This window comes from Rasiella rasia (genome assembly GCF_011044175.1).
GTDB lineage: Bacteria > Bacteroidota > Bacteroidia > Flavobacteriales > Flavobacteriaceae > Marinirhabdus > Marinirhabdus rasia.
The window spans coordinates 3,051,741-3,067,715 of record NZ_CP049057.1; the positions used below are offsets into that span (position 1 = coordinate 3,051,741).

Sequence of the window (15,975 nt, forward strand, 5' to 3'; positions counted from 1 at the left end):
TAACTTTGCAGCCAATTTAATTTATCATGAATACACAAACTCCATATACTCCCAAAAATAAAGTTCGTATTGTAACGGCAGCCTCCCTTTTTGACGGTCACGACGCCGCCATTAACATTATGCGACGAATAATCCAAGCCACAGGGGTTGAGGTCATACATTTAGGTCACGATAGAAGCGTAGAAGAAGTTGTAAACACCGCAATTCAAGAAGATGCTAATGCTATTGCAATGACATCGTACCAAGGTGGACATAATGAGTACTTTAAGTATATGTACGACCTGTTGCAGGAAAAAAATGCTGGACATATAAAGATATTTGGCGGCGGTGGCGGTGTAATTTTACCTTCGGAAATAGAAGAACTAATGGAGTATGGGATTACTCGTATTTATTCTCCAGATGATGGCCGTGAATTGGGGCTGCAAGGTATGATAAATGATTTGGTAAAAACTTCAGATTTTGCAATTGGTGACACCCTAAATGGAGAAGTAGATAGACTTTCAGACAAAGAACCAGGAGCTATTGCTCGCGTTATTTCTTCCGCAGAAAACTTTCCAGATGTTGCGAAAGAAGCACTAGAAAAAATTCATGAACACAACAAATCACTTGCAACTCCAGTGTTGGGTATTACGGGTACAGGAGGGGCAGGAAAATCGTCTTTGGTAGATGAACTTGTACGACGGTTTTTACTAGATTTTCCAGAGAAAACTATCGGCTTAATTTCTGTAGATCCTTCAAAAAGAAAAACAGGAGGTGCGTTGCTTGGAGACCGTATTAGAATGAACGCCATTAATTCTCCACGAGTATACATGCGCAGTTTAGCCACAAGACAAAGTAATCTTGCCTTGTCAAAGTATGTTGCTGAAACTATAGAAGTGATTAAGGCGGCACATTATGACCTCATTATTCTTGAAACTTCTGGTATTGGGCAGAGCGACACAGAAATTATTGAACATAGTGATGTGTCATTATATGTTATGACACCAGAATTTGGGGCAGCTACGCAATTAGAAAAGATTGATATGCTCGATTTTGCCGATTTGGTAGCGATCAATAAATTTGATAAACGCGGTTCCTTAGATGCGCTTCGAGATGTTAAAAAGCAATACATGCGAAACCATCAGCTGTGGGATACGCCTCAAGATAAACTTCCAATTTTTGGTACTATAGCGTCGCAGTTTAACGACCCAGGAATGAACACCTTGTACAAGGCCATTATGGATCAATTAGTGGAAAAGACAAAAGCCGACCTTACAAGCACTTTTGAAGTGACTGATGAGATGAGCGAAAAAATCTTTGTGATTCCACCAGCCAGAACTCGCTATCTGTCAGAAATTTCAGAAAACAACCGAGCCTACGATAAAACGGCGAGCGCACAAGCCGAAGTAGCCCAAAAGCTCTACGGAATTTTTAAAACTCTAGAAACTATCTCAGGGTCATTACCCAAAATTGACCAGAGTGGCATTGTTTCAGAATCTATTGCATCTTCCAACGAAAATGCAGATCTGTTGAAATTGTTGTTGGCAGAATTCGATAAGACAAAAATGAATCTGGACCCTTATAATTGGGAAGTAATCACAACTTGGGATGAAAAGGTAAACCGCTATAAAAACCCGGTATATACGTTTAAAGTGCGTGATAAAGAAATAAAAATAGATACACACACCGAAAGTTTATCGCATAGTCAAATACCTAAAGTGGCTTTGCCTAAATACCAAGCATGGGGTGATGTTTTACGCTGGTGCTTACAAGAAAATGTACCTGGCGAATTTCCTTATACCGCAGGATTATATCCTTTTAAGAGAACAGGGGAAGACCCTGCACGAATGTTTGCAGGAGAAGGGGGTCCCGAGAGAACCAATAGACGTTTTCATTATGTAAGTCATGGGCTGCCAGCAAAAAGATTGTCTACGGCTTTCGATAGTGTTACACTGTATGGTAATGATCCAGGATTACGTCCAGATATTTATGGTAAAATAGGTAATGCAGGTGTGTCTATTTGTTGCTTAGACGATGCGAAGAAGTTGTACTCTGGGTTCGATTTAAGTCACCCAATGACTTCGGTGAGTATGACAATAAATGGTCCCGCACCTATGTTGTTAGGGTTTTTTATGAACGCAGCTATCGATCAAAATTGTGAAAAGTATATCACAGAAAATGGCCTAGAAGAAGAAGTTGAAGCTAAAATTTCAGCTTTATATAAAGGAGAAAAGCGACCAAAATACCAAGGAGATTTACCAGAAGGTAATAATGGTCTTGGTTTAATGTTGCTTGGTGTAACAGGAGATCAAGTATTGCCTCAAGACGTGTACAAAACTATAAAGGCTGAAACGTTACAACAAGTACGTGGAACGGTACAAGCAGATATTTTAAAAGAAGATCAGGCGCAGAACACCTGTATTTTTTCCACAGAGTTCGCCTTACGACTAATGGGCGATGTGCAAGAATATTTCATCGAAAAGCAAGTCCGAAACTTTTATTCGGTGTCTATTAGTGGCTATCATATTGCAGAAGCAGGTGCTAATCCTATTTCTCAATTAGCGTTTACACTTGCTAACGGATTTACCTATGTGGAGTATTACTTGAGTCGTGGAATGGATATCAATAAATTTGGACCAAATTTATCCTTTTTCTTTAGTAACGGTATAGATCCAGAATATTCGGTAATTGGACGTGTGGCACGAAAAATTTGGGCAAAGGCATTAAAGCATAAATACGGTGCTAATCCGCGTGCACAAATGCTGAAATATCACATTCAGACCTCAGGACGTTCGTTACATGCCCAGGAGATAGATTTTAACGATATTAGAACAACGTTACAGGCTTTGTACGCTATTTACGATAACTGTAATTCTTTGCATACTAACGCCTACGATGAAGCCATTACAACTCCTACAGAAGAAAGTGTGCGTCGTGCTATGGCAATACAGCTCATTATTAATAAGGAGTTGGGCTTAGCAAAAAATGAAAATCCAATTCAGGGAAGTTTTATTATTGAAGAGCTAACCGATTTGGTAGAGCAGGCTGTTTTAGAAGAATTTGACCGTTTAACAGAGCGGGGCGGGGTGCTTGGAGCAATGGAAACCATGTACCAGCGCAGTAAGATACAGGAAGAAAGTTTGTATTATGAAACGTTGAAACATACAGGAGAGTTTCCAATAATTGGGGTTAATACTTTTTTAAGTAGTAAAGGGTCTCCAACTGTGCAACCTGCAGAGATTATACGGGCTACTGAAGAAGAGAAACAGTATCAGATAGAAGTAGTAGAGGCATTAAATAAGCGAAATAAAACGCATGTAGCCTCATTGTTGAAAGACCTTCAGCAGCGCTCAATTAACAATGAAAATATCTTTGAAGCACTTATGGAAGTGTGTAAATATACTTCCTTAGGCGAAATTACAAATGCCTTGTTTGAAGTAGGAGGGCAGTATAGAAGAAATATGTAATTAACTTTAAAGTTGTGAGTCGCTCATCACGAGCAGTTGCATAGTACACTGGTAAATTGTACTATTCCTGTTGAAGCATTTTTCTTTTATTAGCAAGGGGTAGTACTACTTTTATGAGAAGCGGAATTACTAAAAAAATTAAGTTTGTTTTACAACGTCAACATCCATGTACGTTGCAATTTTCTAAACTTCTTTAGTTCTTTGCGAAGAATGGGTAAAAAGTCTTTTCCATTGCTTGCGCTGTGTTCTAATCGCTCGCAATTTTTGTACAGTAAATTAGTAAGTCGTGTTAACGAGGCAACGTGTTTCTCCTTTTCTTCGGAAAATGCCTGGCTTTCAGCTTTTAAAATTTCCGGAGCAAGAGAGATCGATTGTTGAACAATATCGCCAGAAAAATAGATGTTCCTATCTTCTGTTCCATCTTCGTTTAATTCAGCTAGGTCATGACCTAAATACTGAGATATATTTCGAGATAAAGCAAAGATATCTTGTGCCTTTTTATAGATGGCAGACTGTGGAAATTGTGGGTGTGTTGTAGGTAACACTTCTGGGGGTCTCTTTTATAGTTATTTTTCTCAAATTTAGTGAGATAGTTGTAGTTTTATATATAAAATTTAAAGTAATTATCTATTTTTGATTTAAAATTTAAGGTAATTTTTAAAATTTCTTTCAATGCAGCTAGATTCACTTAATTGGAAAATTTTACAAAGGCTTCAGAATAATTCGAGACTTAGTAATTCAGAAATAGGGCGACAGGTTGGTATAAGTTCGCCAGCTGTATCTGAACGTATAAAAAAAATGGAAGATGCTGGTGTTATTCTTGGACATAGAACAGTTGTTTCTCCCTTTGAAACTGGTTATCAGTTAAAGGCAATTATTACATTACGTGCTTTTATGGGGAAGTTAAAACCATTTCTGGAAAAAGTAAAGACCTACGATGAGGTGCTAAATTGCTACAGAATTACGGGTAATGAAAATATTGTTATGGAAGTGGTTTTAAGAAACCAAAAACATCTTGAAGATTTTATAGACCAGCTTATCTCTTACGGGGAGACCAAAACACAAATCGTTTTGTCGCATGTAGTAGCGAACAATAGCATTAGACCTATAGATACTTTGAAGCGTTAAAGATTACCCAATTTAGAATTTCTTAATAGTGTTGCCTAAATTTAGGATGTATCTTAGAAACATACCTTAAAATTACAACCACACTATGAAAAATTATACGATTCACTTCTTACTTATTACTATTATAACATTTGGCTTAGGATTTACCGGATTTGAATATACCGGAGCTGCTGCTGTAAGATTTATTTGTTTAATTGCAGGCATTGGCTTATTAATTTCTTGCCTAGATGCGGTGTTGCTTTCAAGACGGCAACAAAAGATGCGTAAAGGTTTAAAAGCTGAAAAGGTTAAGAAGAATAAGTAATAAACTTTAATCTACAATTAAATGTGGTACGTTAGTCACGTCCCAGTCTATTACAAGCCCACCTGCCAAGGATTGGGCTATTTTTTTACCATATAGTAACTCGCACAGATACAATGAGGCTTCAAAACTTTTAGCTCCACCGGCAGAGGTAATGTATTTCCCATCGTGTACAAAAAGAACGTCTTTTCTTATATCTAGCGAAGGGAACATGGTGCGCATAGCATCGATATCGCTAGGAAATGTAGTTGATATGTGTGAATTTAACAATCCTGCTTTGGCTAGCACGAAGGCACCGTCACAATGAGATGTTACAAACTGCGCTTCTTTATCTACCTTTTGTACAAATGCTATGAGGTCTTTATCTTCTAAATCTGTATCTAAATGATGTTCTGCACTTGGAACCACTAAGATATCTATTGTAGGTAGTTTGTCTTCTATATAATTATAGTCTGGTAAGATTCTTAATCCTTCAAAAGAAGTAATTGGCGCTAGTGTATTGGCTACTGTAAACACGTTCATTGCTTTAATATTCTCTCTATAAATGGTGTGCTGAAAAATATCGAAAGGAGCCGTGAGTTCAGTGTTATAAACACCGTCCATGATAAGAAAAGCAACATTATATCTAGTGCTATCAAGTTTCGGTAATAGCCGTTTTGTCTCAGTAATATCGGTAACTTCAGTGTTTTTAACTTTCTCTAGCTTTTTTTCTTCGGAAATTTCCGCGCATGCGAAAACACAAAGCGCTAAGAAGGTAAACAAAAAATGTTTCATAAACTACTTAGATTAAGTTGCTAAAATACGCTTTTTCTTCACCCGTTGATGGAGTAAAAGACAGAGAACCGTAACACCAATTAGCAAGGCAAAGATTACGAACCAAGTATTTCTGTATCCAAATTGGTTTACTAGGTTCATTCCGCCATTGTGTCCAAAGATGTGTGACAGTGAGAAACTCATACTGTAGAGCCCCATGTAACTTCCTTTTCTTCCTTTTGGCGACATCTCAAGTGCTAATGCATTAGAAAATGGAGACCCTATCATTTCGCCAACGGTCATCAGCACCATACCAATAACTAAAATCCCGAACCAATCGCTTATGTTTAGTACTATAAAACTTGCTGCTAGAAAAACCATACCCCATAATGTAGCCATGGTTTTAGACATGTTTATACGTTCTAACCACCCCACCAATGGCATTTCAAAAACTACGATTATTATGCCGTTTAAAAATAGCAATCCGCCAATAACATCTTCAGATAAAAAATGAACTTGTTCGTAGTAAAGTGGTACTACCGAAAAGTACTGAACGAAAGTCATACTACTTAAAACCATGATGAGAATTAGCAGCAAATACAGCCCGTTTTTATAGGGTGAAACGCCATGTTTTACCAGAGTAGTTTCTATTTCTTCTTCTTTTAACTTTTTTGGTTTTAGTAGTACAAATAATAAAACAGAAGCGAGTATACAGGTAATTCCATCTATCCAGAACAGAGAGGTGTAATTAATACGTGCAATAATTAGTCCGCCAATTACAGGACCAATAGAAAAACCTAGGTTAATTGCAAGTCTAATTAAGGCTATACTTCTGGTTACATTTTTTGGTTTGCTGTATGCGTCGCAGGCTACAAATATTGCTGGACGATATGCGTCTGCAACAAAAATAAGTGCGAAAATACCTAGACAAAAACCATAGAAGGAGTTCATAAACTGAAGTGCGATAAAACCCAATCCTCCAAAGAAAAGACTTAAGGTTATCACTTTGTAGAAGCCTATGGCGTCTGTTAATTTTCCTCCCACCCATGTACCAGCCAAAGAGCCTAGTCCGAAGCACGTCATAATCCACCCTACTTGTGGTAATGTAAACCCCTTGGAATTTACTAAATACAGCGATAAAAACGGAATCACCATTGCGCCAGCTCTATTAATAAAAGTAACTAAAGACAGTAGCCATATCTCGGGAGAGAGACCAGAAAAATTATCGATATAATTTCTGTATATTTTTTTCATTTGGTTGTAGTATAAAAATAAAACGTCCTGCGGTTATGCAGGACGTTTCTATATTGATTTATGCTATGGTTTTATAGTCAATACATACCTATCCTGCTCTGTAGGGTATTCCCCACGATTCTTGATTTACAGATATAGGTGTGTGGTTTCATAATTTATTTGTGATACCTCAAATGTAGTATAATTTATTTAAAAAAATAACTTCGTTAGTTTAATCTACGATTCTTTTTATTGCTTTTGCAAATTTGTAACCCGCTCTGTCGTATGCTTTTCGCATTCGGTTGAGGTTAGGTTTAGGCCATGTTTCGCCGTCGCCATGCGTCTTATTGTAAGTTCCCATGGCTCTGCTTATAGAAGTTCGTTCTATGATTTCATCAGGATTCGTTGTCTTGTAAAATTCTATGTCCATGGTTGCTTTAGAGGGCCTGTCTATAATTTCTGCATCGTAACCGAAGTACATCCATGTCGTATTAACCTTCATTGTATAGAGGGCAGTGGTGTCGTCAACTACAAAAGTAGGAGCATTCTTATATTCGCTACTCCATTCATTAATGGTTTCTGCAAATTCTTTGGGCCAGTCATCATACTTTGCTTTTTCTAAATTTTGTACGAATTCTTTTGCCATTGCTTCATTGGCATTGGTGACAATTTTTTTTGTGATATAGTCTAAAAATTCTTTTTCTGTTAGGTTGTCTCCGTTATACAAAGGTTTTTCAAAAGTAAACACCACATTTACTTTTTCGGTATTATTTAAGAATTCCATTTTGTCCTTGTCGAAGTTTACCCGTTGAGCATTAATAAATTGTGTAGATAAAGCACAAAATAATATAAGCGAAAGCAAGTTGCTTTTAATAAGCATAAGATTAAATTTAAGGCGCAAAAATAAAGGAACAGATAAGTATTACTCTTACATTTGAATAAAATTCTCTATAATGAAGACTTGTTTATTCCTATTCTTAATTTTAAGTAGTATTTCACTTTGTGCTCAAACACAAGAAGATCTTATAAAAGAGATTGAAGCTCACCAGGGCGCAGAAAATGAGAAGTTTTCGAATCTTGAAACAACAATTTTGGGCAAAAAGGATTTAAAAGCTTTTAAAGGTTTAGAGTTTTACGCCGTAGATTTAAAGTATCGCGTAGAAGCTAATTTTATTAGAACTCCTAATGAGCAACCATTTTTAATGAAAACATCTACCACACGGCTGCCTGAGTATGTGAAATACGGCGAGGTTCATTTTGAAATAGATGGTAAAGCATTGCAGTTAAACGTATATCAAAGCACAACGCCTAGTGAAGATCCTGAGTATGTTGATTATTTATTCTTGCCTTTTACAGACTTAACAAGTGGAGATGGAAGTTATGGAGGGGGTAGATTTTTAGACACGTATATACCCGAAAGCACTACAATGATTTTAGATTTCAACAAAGCATACAATCCTTATTGCGCATATAGTCCCAATTATTCTTGTCCTATACCTCCTAAAGAAAATGACTTAATGGTACGTATAGAAGCTGGGGTGAAAGATTACGTAAAGCTTTAAAAGAATCGGACCAGCCATATTCCGAAGAAAACAGCCGCAAATCCTATTAGAAAACTGGCTATGGTGTATAACGCAAACGTCATAAAGTCACCAGATTTTAATAAAATATGATTTTCATAAGCGAAGGTAGAAAACGTTGTAAACCCTCCACAAAATCCCGTTGCCAAGAATAAAATTGTATTCTGGGAGAGCGATTCATTTTTAGCTGCAAGTCCTAATATAATTCCAATAAAGAGGCTTCCAGCAATATTTGCTAAAAACGTACCATAAGGAATACCGCTGGTGTTGCTATTTAAGAAGTTGCCAACTATATATCGTAAACTGCTTCCAATGCCTCCCCCTAAAAAAACCAACAATAATTGCTTCATGTATGTGGTTAGTTTTCTTCAGGAATTAGTACCGGAATGTAAACCTCAGTAACATAATCTGCAGGATTAGGCACCTCACTTGGATCTGTCATATATACTTCAAACATTTTTGCAGTGGGATGTGCTTGTAAGTTGTTTTTTGACAGATATGCCTGTGCTTGCGCATACGCTTCAGGTAAGTTAGTGTAGTTTCCTTTTAGGGTTGTTTTTAATGCTGTAACAGGTTCCATAAGTCCTGAGACCACTGTACTGCCGTCGGGTGTGATAACACGGTCTTTTATTGGGATGCAGGCAGAAAAGATAATTGTTCCATTTGCTTCGTCTATCTGATTGTATAGCGTAAATGGCATGCCGTTCATAGCAATGTTATTGGCTTGCATATATCCCATAACTTGCCCCATCATAGCACCCATTTTCATGCCAATGTCACTTTGCTTTGCAGATGTAGTATTGTACATATAGTAACCGCCATTGTGCTGTGTGAGCCCATCTACATTAATTGTGAACGCCTTCATTGCTTCGGTAACAACCGTATCAAGATTTGCTAAACCATCGCTGTACATATCGCCTAACATGGTTTCAAAATTATCTGGCTGAAAACTCATAAATACCTTCTCCATAAAAGATTGTTCCCCTTTCATTCCCCATGTAACTTTTGTTGTGCCAGGTTCGTCTCCTTCTTGAAATTTCCAATACACGTCGCTTTCGCTATCACCCATAGGAGAATTAAAAACAATTTTCTGTTCTATTTCTTCATTTGGTATAACCTTCACAATACGCATAGAACCATCTCCTACAACCTCACTTAGCCATGAATAAGATGCGCCTTCGCCCTCTGTTTTTTCAGCATAACTCAGTTCTATGTCAGGGTCTTGTGTCATCCAAGGACCCCAGGTTTCCCAATTCTTAAAATCCTTTACGTTATTGTAAATCATCTCGGCAGGAGCATTAATGGTTCTGGTTTTCGCTACATCAAACGATCCGTCTTGCGTAGCAAAATAGATAGCGCCACCAATTACCACAATTAGAAGGAGGAAAAATAAATACTTTATAATTTTCATGGTATAGGATATTTTCGGTTGTAAGTGCTAAGATACATAATTTTCTCACCGTCTTAGTTGTAGGTTAATAAGCTCTTTTTCTTCTGAAATTTCCGAAGTGAAAATTTGTTACATTTGTAAAAACCAAAATAATAAATAATGAAAAACTATTTTTTACTGTGTCTAACAGTATGTACCTTTTTATTTGTTGCCTGCGAGGATAACAAAACAAAAGAAGCAACGACAGATGAAACTACTGAAGTAAAGACTAACGAAAACTTTAACTATCAAGTAGATCAGTTTGCCGATTTAAAGATATTACGTTACCAAATCCCTAGCTGGGAAGATCTTACGCTAAAGGAGCAGAAATTAGTGTATTACTTGACACAAGCTGGACTTGCAGGGCGTGACATTATGTGGGCACAAAACTACCGTCATAATTTGGCGATTCGTACTGCATTAGAACAGGTATATAATGCATATGACGGAGATAAAACTACAGACGACTGGAAGAATTTTGAAACGTACTTAAAACGTGTTTGGTTTAGTAACGGTATTCACCATCACTACAGTAATGCGAAATTAAAACCCGAATTTACAAAAGCGTACTTGCAAGAATTATTAACCGCTAGTAATGCTACCTTAGAAGGAGAAGCACTTGATGTAATTTTTAACGATAAGGATGCTAAGAAAGTGAATTTAAACAAAGATGCAGATATTGTATTGGAAAGTGCTATAAACTTTTACGGACCAGACGTTACTACTGCAGAAGTGGAAGCGTTCTATGGAGCTATTGAAGTAGACGCTGAAGAGCCAATAGAAGTAGGACTTAACACACGTTTAGTAAAAGAAAATGGAAAGCTAAAAGAACAAGTATATAAGGTTGGCGGTCTTTACGGCGCGGCTATAGAAAATGTAGTGGGCTGGTTAGAAAAGGCAAAGGGTGTTGCCGAAAATGAAAATCAAGCAAAAGCATTAGGATTGTTAATTGAGTACTATCAAACAGGAAGTTTAGATACTTGGGACGATTATGCAGTGGCTTGGGTTGAGAGTACTGAAGGTAACATAGACTGGATTAATGGTTTTATTGAAGTGTATAATGACCCAAAAGGTTATAAAGGTTCTTACGAGACTATTGTTGAAATTAAAGATTTTGACATGTCTAAGAAAATGGCAGTACTGTCTACAGAAGCACAATGGTTTGAAGATAATTCACCATTAATGCCAGAGCACAAAAAAGATAGTGTGACGGGTGTTTCATACAAAACAGTAATTGTTGCTGGTGAGGCAGGCGATGCTTCTCCAAGTACTCCAATAGGTGTTAATTTACCTAATAATAACTGGATTCGTCAGAAACACGGAAGCAAATCTGTTTCTCTAGGGAATATTATCAATGCATATAACAATGCTGGAGGTAGTGGACGTTTACAAGAATTTGCAAACGACGAAGAAGAAGTTAGATTAGAAAAAAAATACGGACAGTTAGCAGATAAATTGCATACTGCGTTGCACGAAGTGGTAGGTCATGCTTCTGGACAAATTAACAAAGGGGTTGGAACACCAAAAGAAACATTAAAGCGATACAAATCTACCATTGAAGAAGGGCGTGCAGATTTGTTTGGTCTTTATTACTTAATGGATCCTAAGTTAGAAGAACTTGGTTTGGTTGAAAACTGGAAAGAAACTGGAATTGCAGCCTATGACGGGTATATCAGAAATGGTCTAATTGGTCAGTTGGTTCGCTTAGAGTTGGGAGACGATGTAGAAGAGGCACATATGGTAAATCGCCAATGGGTGAGTGCTTGGTCTTATGAGCGTGGTAAAGCCGACAACGTTATTGAAAAAATTGAACGTGACGGAAAAACATACTACAACATAAATGACTATGACAAATTAAGAGTAATTTTTGGTGAGTTGTTGAAGGAGACTCAACGTATTACTTCTGAAGGAGATTACGAAGCGGCTAAGGCATTAGTAGAAAACTATGGAGTAAAGGTAGATCAAGATTTACACAAGCAAGTGTTAGAAAGAAACAGTAAGTTTAAGTCTGCACCATATAGCGGATTTGTAAATCCTGTGATTGTGCCGAAGATGAACGATGCTGGAGAAATAGAAAGTTTCACTATTGAACAACCTGAAACTTTTGAGTCTCAAATGCTAGAATACAGCAAGAAATATGGATATTTAAAAGGGTAGTACTTTTTAATAGATAAATAAAAACCTCCTTGTGGCTAAGCAAGGAGGTTTTTTTGTTGTAGATAAAGTAGAATTACAACAATCGGAATAGTGTACAACCGCCATCGCCAACGGTTACATTACCGTTCCAAGTTCTGTCTGAACAACTTGCAGAAAAAGAATACGTGCCTGGAGCAACGTTATTGAAATTTCCTCCGCCGAAAGTTTCATCACAACTACCTGGACCACCACCTATGTAGCCTGAGATAGTACTTGATCCTAATCCACTCACAGAAATGCTAATATTTCCGCAGCCAAAATCTTTATTAACCCAAAACTTAATTCTTCCTGGGTCTGGTCCTGTACCACCGCCAGATCCTCCAGATCCACCTGATCCACCTGAACCGCCAGATCCACCTGAACCTCCACTACCAGTTACCAGCTGTAAGGTTTCTACACGAACAACAATACATTCTTGAGGGCCAAGATTTACTGTGCCTTCTCGCACTTCGGTAGCACCGTTTCCTACGGCTCTAATTGTATGTGTTCCGGCACTAAAAATACGTCCTGGATTTTCAGGTGCTCCGCAGAATACACCATTTGGGAAATAGACAGTAAGACGCCCAATAAATTCATTGTCTATATAAATGTCGTATTCATTATTAGAATCAACTTCAGATCCAACGTCAATTTGTCCTTTTTCGCGTCCACCATATAAATAGGAGCAAGAACCGTCATCAACTTCTGCTTCACTGTTGTAATTTGTACTTAAGACATCTGTGCAGCCAGATACAGTCTCGTCTTCTTTTTCACAAGAAATGAACGTTATGGCAAAGAGCGATAACATGGGTAATAGGTACTTCAATTTAAGCATGATTTTAGTTTTTAGTTATGAACCAAAAATATGTACCCTATGGCCCAAAAAAAATACCCAATGAAGGGTATTTATAGGTGTCTTTACTCGCGTGATGTTTTGCCGAAAAGCTAAATTCGATTGACTAATTTTCACTTTTTTAATTTTTCATTTGTATGCTGAAATGCGGCTTTTTGCAGCTTACCAGCGCCTTTTAAAGACAATTTTTTAATGATGTTTTTTCTATGGGTGCTTACCGTGTCATGGCTAATAGATAACACTTCGGCAATTTCTTTAGAGTTAAATCCTAGTCCAATTAAGTTAAAAATTTGACTTTCACGAATGGTAAGTTTCTGGGAGGTGTCAACCTTTTGTTCTACAATTAGAATGAGCTGAAGTGTTTTCTCAAGTAGGTTTTTGTTTTCAGAAACATTTGTAACCGCTTTAATAACCGAAATAGTATCTTCTAAATTTAATTTTGTTTCTTGTGCTTGTGCCTCTTGGATGACTGAAATAATCTTTTTTGTAAAATTCATGACTCAAAAATATTCTTTGGCCTGAATAACTGGAATACCCAATGGTGGGGATATTTAAAAGTCGTATTTCTTTTCTAGCGCATAGCGAAGTAGCTCTCCCTTTCCAGATATACCTAGTTTTCTAATCATATTTTTACGATGTTTCTCTACAGTAGACACGGCTGTAAAACGAATAGCCGCTATCTCACTAGTGGTCTTTCCCTGCCCAATAAGCACAAGAATTTCGCGTTCACTTTTTGATAAAACATTTTTCTGTTTGGTTGTTGCAGCATTGGTGGTTAATAAATCGGGATTAATTTTTTCGTCAAAGAAGGTTCCCCCACTCGCGACGACTCTAATTGCGTTTAAGACCTCTTCAAGCGGAGAATTTTTCAGCAAATACCCTTGTGCACCCGCCTGAACCATTTGGGTAACTGCGTCATCCTGATCAAACATGCTAAAGGCAATAACCTTAGTGGTTGGATAGTCTTTAGCAATATTCCTAGTTGCAGAAATACCATCCACCTTGGGCATCTTAATATCCATTAATACAACATTGGGTTGCCTTTTTTGAACGATATCTAATAAAAATTCTCCATCATTGGCCATTCCAACAATTGAGATATCTTCTTCATATCTAAGTAAGAGTTCTATTCCGTCAACAAGCGATTGATGATCTTCTGCAATGGCTACTGTAATCATAAGGGGATATCTATTAAAATGTGTGTTCCTTTGCCCAGAGTGCTATCTACTTCCATAGTACCCTCGAGGTGTTCAATACGTTTTTCTATACTAGAGAGGCCCATACCATCTTTCTGCGGAAGTTGGCGAGCATTAAAGCCAATACCATTGTCTTCTATAATAATACTTAGTGAATCTTCGTACTGGTTAATGGCTATAGAGGCCTGTGTTGCTTTGGCGTGCTTTATTATGTTGGTAACAAGTTCTTGTATCACTCTAAAAACAGCAATTTCTAATAGGTTGTCAAGACGTTCTTCCAATCCGTAATCTTCTACTTCGATGGTTAGTCCATTGACGCCAGATGCATTTCGCGCCAATTTTTGAACTGCAGGAAGTAATCCGTTTTTTGCAATTACGCCACTATTTTTAACATGGGCCATGGTGCGTATTTCGGTATAAGCATCATCCAAAAGTTTTCCGGTTTTTTCGAAGAGTTCTTCTGTAATGTCACCTTTTTCTCTGTTGTTTGCCAAATGTTGAAATTGAAGTTTCGCCGCCGCCAACGTCGCTCCAACGCTATCATGCAAGTCGCTTGCTAGGCGTTGTCGTTCTTTTTCTTGCCCTTGAATCATTGCATCGATACTGGTGAGTTCTTGCTCTTTTAATAATTTTTCAGTTTTCTGTATCTCAAGTTCTCGTTGTTGTTCTGCAATGCGTTGTTTGCGTTTGGTATTAATAAATGCCAAAAAACCAATCACCGTAACTGCAACAAGTACACCGCCTAATGATATTGCAATGTTCCGGTTTTGTTTTTTTCGTTGTTGTTCAATAATAATTTGTTTTTCCTTTTCGGCAGATTCATATTTTACTTGAAGCTCATTAAAAAGTTCATTTTGCGCGGCCTCTTCAATGGTTGCCATAGAACCACGATATTTCATGCTTTCATCATATGCACTTAAAAAGTCTCCCCGCGCCGAATCAATAACTGACTTTTGATAATGACCAAGTGATCTAGATTTCAAATCGATACTGGTAAACATCTTTTTGGTAGCACTGTCTGTATATTTGGCCGCACTCTCGAAATCTTGTTGCTGGAGGGCAATTCGAGACATAAAACTATAGATTTGATTTAATCGAGATCCTTTATAACTATATGGTATTTCGCTAAGATTTCGTTCTGCACTATGCGCGTAGTGCCAAATGCTGTCTATCTCATTTATTTCTTCAAAGTAGCTCGCAAACACAGTTTCTGAAATTCCCTGTAGATAAGGTTTTCGGTTGTTCTTAAAATACTTAGAAAGAGCTGTGTACGAAGTGTTAGACCAATTTTCAACATCATAATTTTTAAAATTTAGTATAAGATTGAAATAGTGATAATAGGCTTCTTCGTAGGGGTCGTAAACAATCTCTTGGTAGTCTTCTAAGAAGGGTAAGTAGGTTTTGTTGTTGTATAAATAGTGAATTCTATGCAAGGTTAATATGCGTTTCAGCGCTTCGGCGGTCAGTAAACGGTTTTCTTCTTGCTTGGCTATAGCGAGTGCTTTCTTGTAATTATTTATTGACTTAATGTTTTCATCTAACGTATTATAAAAATAAAAATCACCCCAATTAATATAATAAATGTAGTCACCTATCGAGTTGTCATTTGGCTTATCAAGCTGCCCCAAACTCTTAAAGGAATCGCTACTAGTGTCAAATTCCTTCTGAAAGGTTACTTGCCATGCAGCCAAAGGCTGGCAATTAGGGGGTAGCAAAGAGATGGCACGAGTAGCATCTTCTAATTGATAGAGTCTAAGATTATTGAAAAAAGAATCTGTTTGTGCTATACTAGACGACAACACAAACAGAAACGTAAAGAAAATTAATTTTATTTTTATCATGCTATTGCTTCCATAACAAGCATATATACTATGAAATAAA

At 37.3% G+C, this 15,975-nt stretch carries 15 protein-coding genes; 5 read left to right on the forward strand and 10 right to left on the reverse strand.

The annotated features are described in order from the left end of the window. Positions 1-26 precede the first annotated feature (26 nt). The gene (locus G5B37_RS13550) at positions 27-3,446 is read left to right on the forward strand and encodes a methylmalonyl-CoA mutase family protein (RefSeq protein ID WP_164680562.1); all 3,420 of its coding nucleotides are present in this window, start codon (positions 27-29) and stop codon (positions 3,444-3,446) included. A 149-nt stretch (positions 3,447-3,595) separates the two neighbouring features. Here G5B37_RS13550 and G5B37_RS13555 read toward each other — a convergent pair whose 3' ends face one another. Next, the gene (locus tag G5B37_RS13555) at positions 3,596-3,991 is read right to left on the reverse strand and encodes a hypothetical protein (protein ID WP_164680563.1); all 396 of its coding nucleotides are present in this window, start codon (positions 3,989-3,991) and stop codon (positions 3,596-3,598) included. A gap of 127 nt (positions 3,992-4,118) precedes the next feature. On the opposite strand from G5B37_RS13555, the gene G5B37_RS13560 reads away from it, so the two are divergent. Continuing rightward, the gene (locus G5B37_RS13560) at positions 4,119-4,574 is read left to right on the forward strand and encodes an Lrp/AsnC family transcriptional regulator (RefSeq protein ID WP_164680564.1); all 456 of its coding nucleotides are present in this window, start codon (positions 4,119-4,121) and stop codon (positions 4,572-4,574) included. 85 nt (positions 4,575-4,659) lie between these two features. Next, complete coding sequence (locus G5B37_RS13565) at positions 4,660-4,878, forward strand: hypothetical protein (RefSeq protein WP_164680565.1); 219 nt, start codon at positions 4,660-4,662, stop codon at positions 4,876-4,878. 6 nt (positions 4,879-4,884) lie between these two features. Here the strand turns inward: G5B37_RS13565 and G5B37_RS13570 are convergent, their stop codons facing one another. The 3 genes from G5B37_RS13570 to G5B37_RS13580 form a co-directional block, all read right to left on the reverse strand. Continuing rightward, a complete protein-coding gene (locus G5B37_RS13570) occupies positions 4,885-5,649 on the reverse strand; it encodes a DJ-1/PfpI family protein (RefSeq protein WP_164680566.1) in 765 nt (254 codons plus the stop codon). A 12-nt stretch (positions 5,650-5,661) separates the two neighbouring features. Continuing rightward, a complete protein-coding gene (locus G5B37_RS13575; protein ID WP_164680567.1) occupies positions 5,662-6,882 on the reverse strand; it encodes an MDR family MFS transporter in 1,221 nt (406 codons plus the stop codon). Between the two features lie 211 nt (positions 6,883-7,093). Beyond that, complete coding sequence (locus G5B37_RS13580; protein ID WP_164680568.1) at positions 7,094-7,645, reverse strand: hypothetical protein; 552 nt, start codon at positions 7,643-7,645, stop codon at positions 7,094-7,096. 169 nt (positions 7,646-7,814) lie between these two features. Here G5B37_RS13580 and G5B37_RS13585 point away from each other — a divergent pair, with 169 nt between their 5' ends. Next, complete coding sequence (locus G5B37_RS13585; RefSeq protein ID WP_164680569.1) at positions 7,815-8,423, forward strand: DUF1684 domain-containing protein; 609 nt, start codon at positions 7,815-7,817, stop codon at positions 8,421-8,423. Here the strand turns inward: G5B37_RS13585 and crcB are convergent. Together crcB and G5B37_RS13595 are read right to left on the reverse strand one after the other, a co-directional pair. Further along, positions 8,420-8,791, reverse strand: a complete 372-nt coding sequence (crcB, locus tag G5B37_RS13590) for a fluoride efflux transporter CrcB (RefSeq protein WP_164680570.1) — start codon at positions 8,789-8,791, stop codon at positions 8,420-8,422. The genes G5B37_RS13585 and crcB overlap by 4 nt on opposite strands. 8 nt (positions 8,792-8,799) lie before the next feature. Next, positions 8,800-9,852: an SRPBCC family protein gene (locus G5B37_RS13595; RefSeq protein ID WP_164680571.1), complete on the reverse strand. Its 1,053-nt coding sequence runs from the start codon at positions 9,850-9,852 to the stop codon at positions 8,800-8,802. A gap of 138 nt (positions 9,853-9,990) precedes the next feature. On the opposite strand from G5B37_RS13595, the gene G5B37_RS13600 reads away from it, so the two are divergent. Further along, positions 9,991-12,027, forward strand: coding sequence for a dipeptidyl-peptidase 3 family protein (locus tag G5B37_RS13600; RefSeq protein WP_164680572.1), 2,037 nt, complete (start codon positions 9,991-9,993; stop codon positions 12,025-12,027). 73 nt (positions 12,028-12,100) lie between these two features. Here G5B37_RS13600 and G5B37_RS13605 read toward each other — a convergent pair whose 3' ends face one another. The 4 genes from G5B37_RS13605 to G5B37_RS13620 all read right to left on the reverse strand — a co-directional run bounded on the left by G5B37_RS13605 (position 12,101) and on the right by G5B37_RS13620 (position 15,935). Next, on the reverse strand, positions 12,101-12,880 hold the full coding sequence (locus tag G5B37_RS13605) for a hypothetical protein (RefSeq protein ID WP_164680573.1): 780 nt from the start codon (positions 12,878-12,880) through the stop codon (positions 12,101-12,103). Positions 12,881-13,011: 131 nt separating this feature from the next. Beyond that, positions 13,012-13,395 carry a response regulator transcription factor gene (locus tag G5B37_RS13610; RefSeq protein ID WP_164680574.1) on the reverse strand — a complete coding sequence of 128 codons (384 nt, stop codon included), beginning with the start codon at positions 13,393-13,395 and terminating at the stop codon, positions 13,012-13,014. A 54-nt stretch (positions 13,396-13,449) separates the two neighbouring features. Beyond that, the gene (locus tag G5B37_RS13615) at positions 13,450-14,076 is read right to left on the reverse strand and encodes a response regulator transcription factor (protein ID WP_164680575.1); all 627 of its coding nucleotides are present in this window, start codon (positions 14,074-14,076) and stop codon (positions 13,450-13,452) included. Next, positions 14,073-15,935 carry a sensor histidine kinase gene (locus G5B37_RS13620; protein WP_164680576.1) on the reverse strand — a complete coding sequence of 621 codons (1,863 nt, stop codon included), beginning with the start codon at positions 15,933-15,935 and terminating at the stop codon, positions 14,073-14,075. The genes G5B37_RS13615 and G5B37_RS13620 overlap by 4 nt, the downstream gene beginning before the upstream one ends. Between the last annotated feature and the right edge of the window lie 40 nt (positions 15,936-15,975).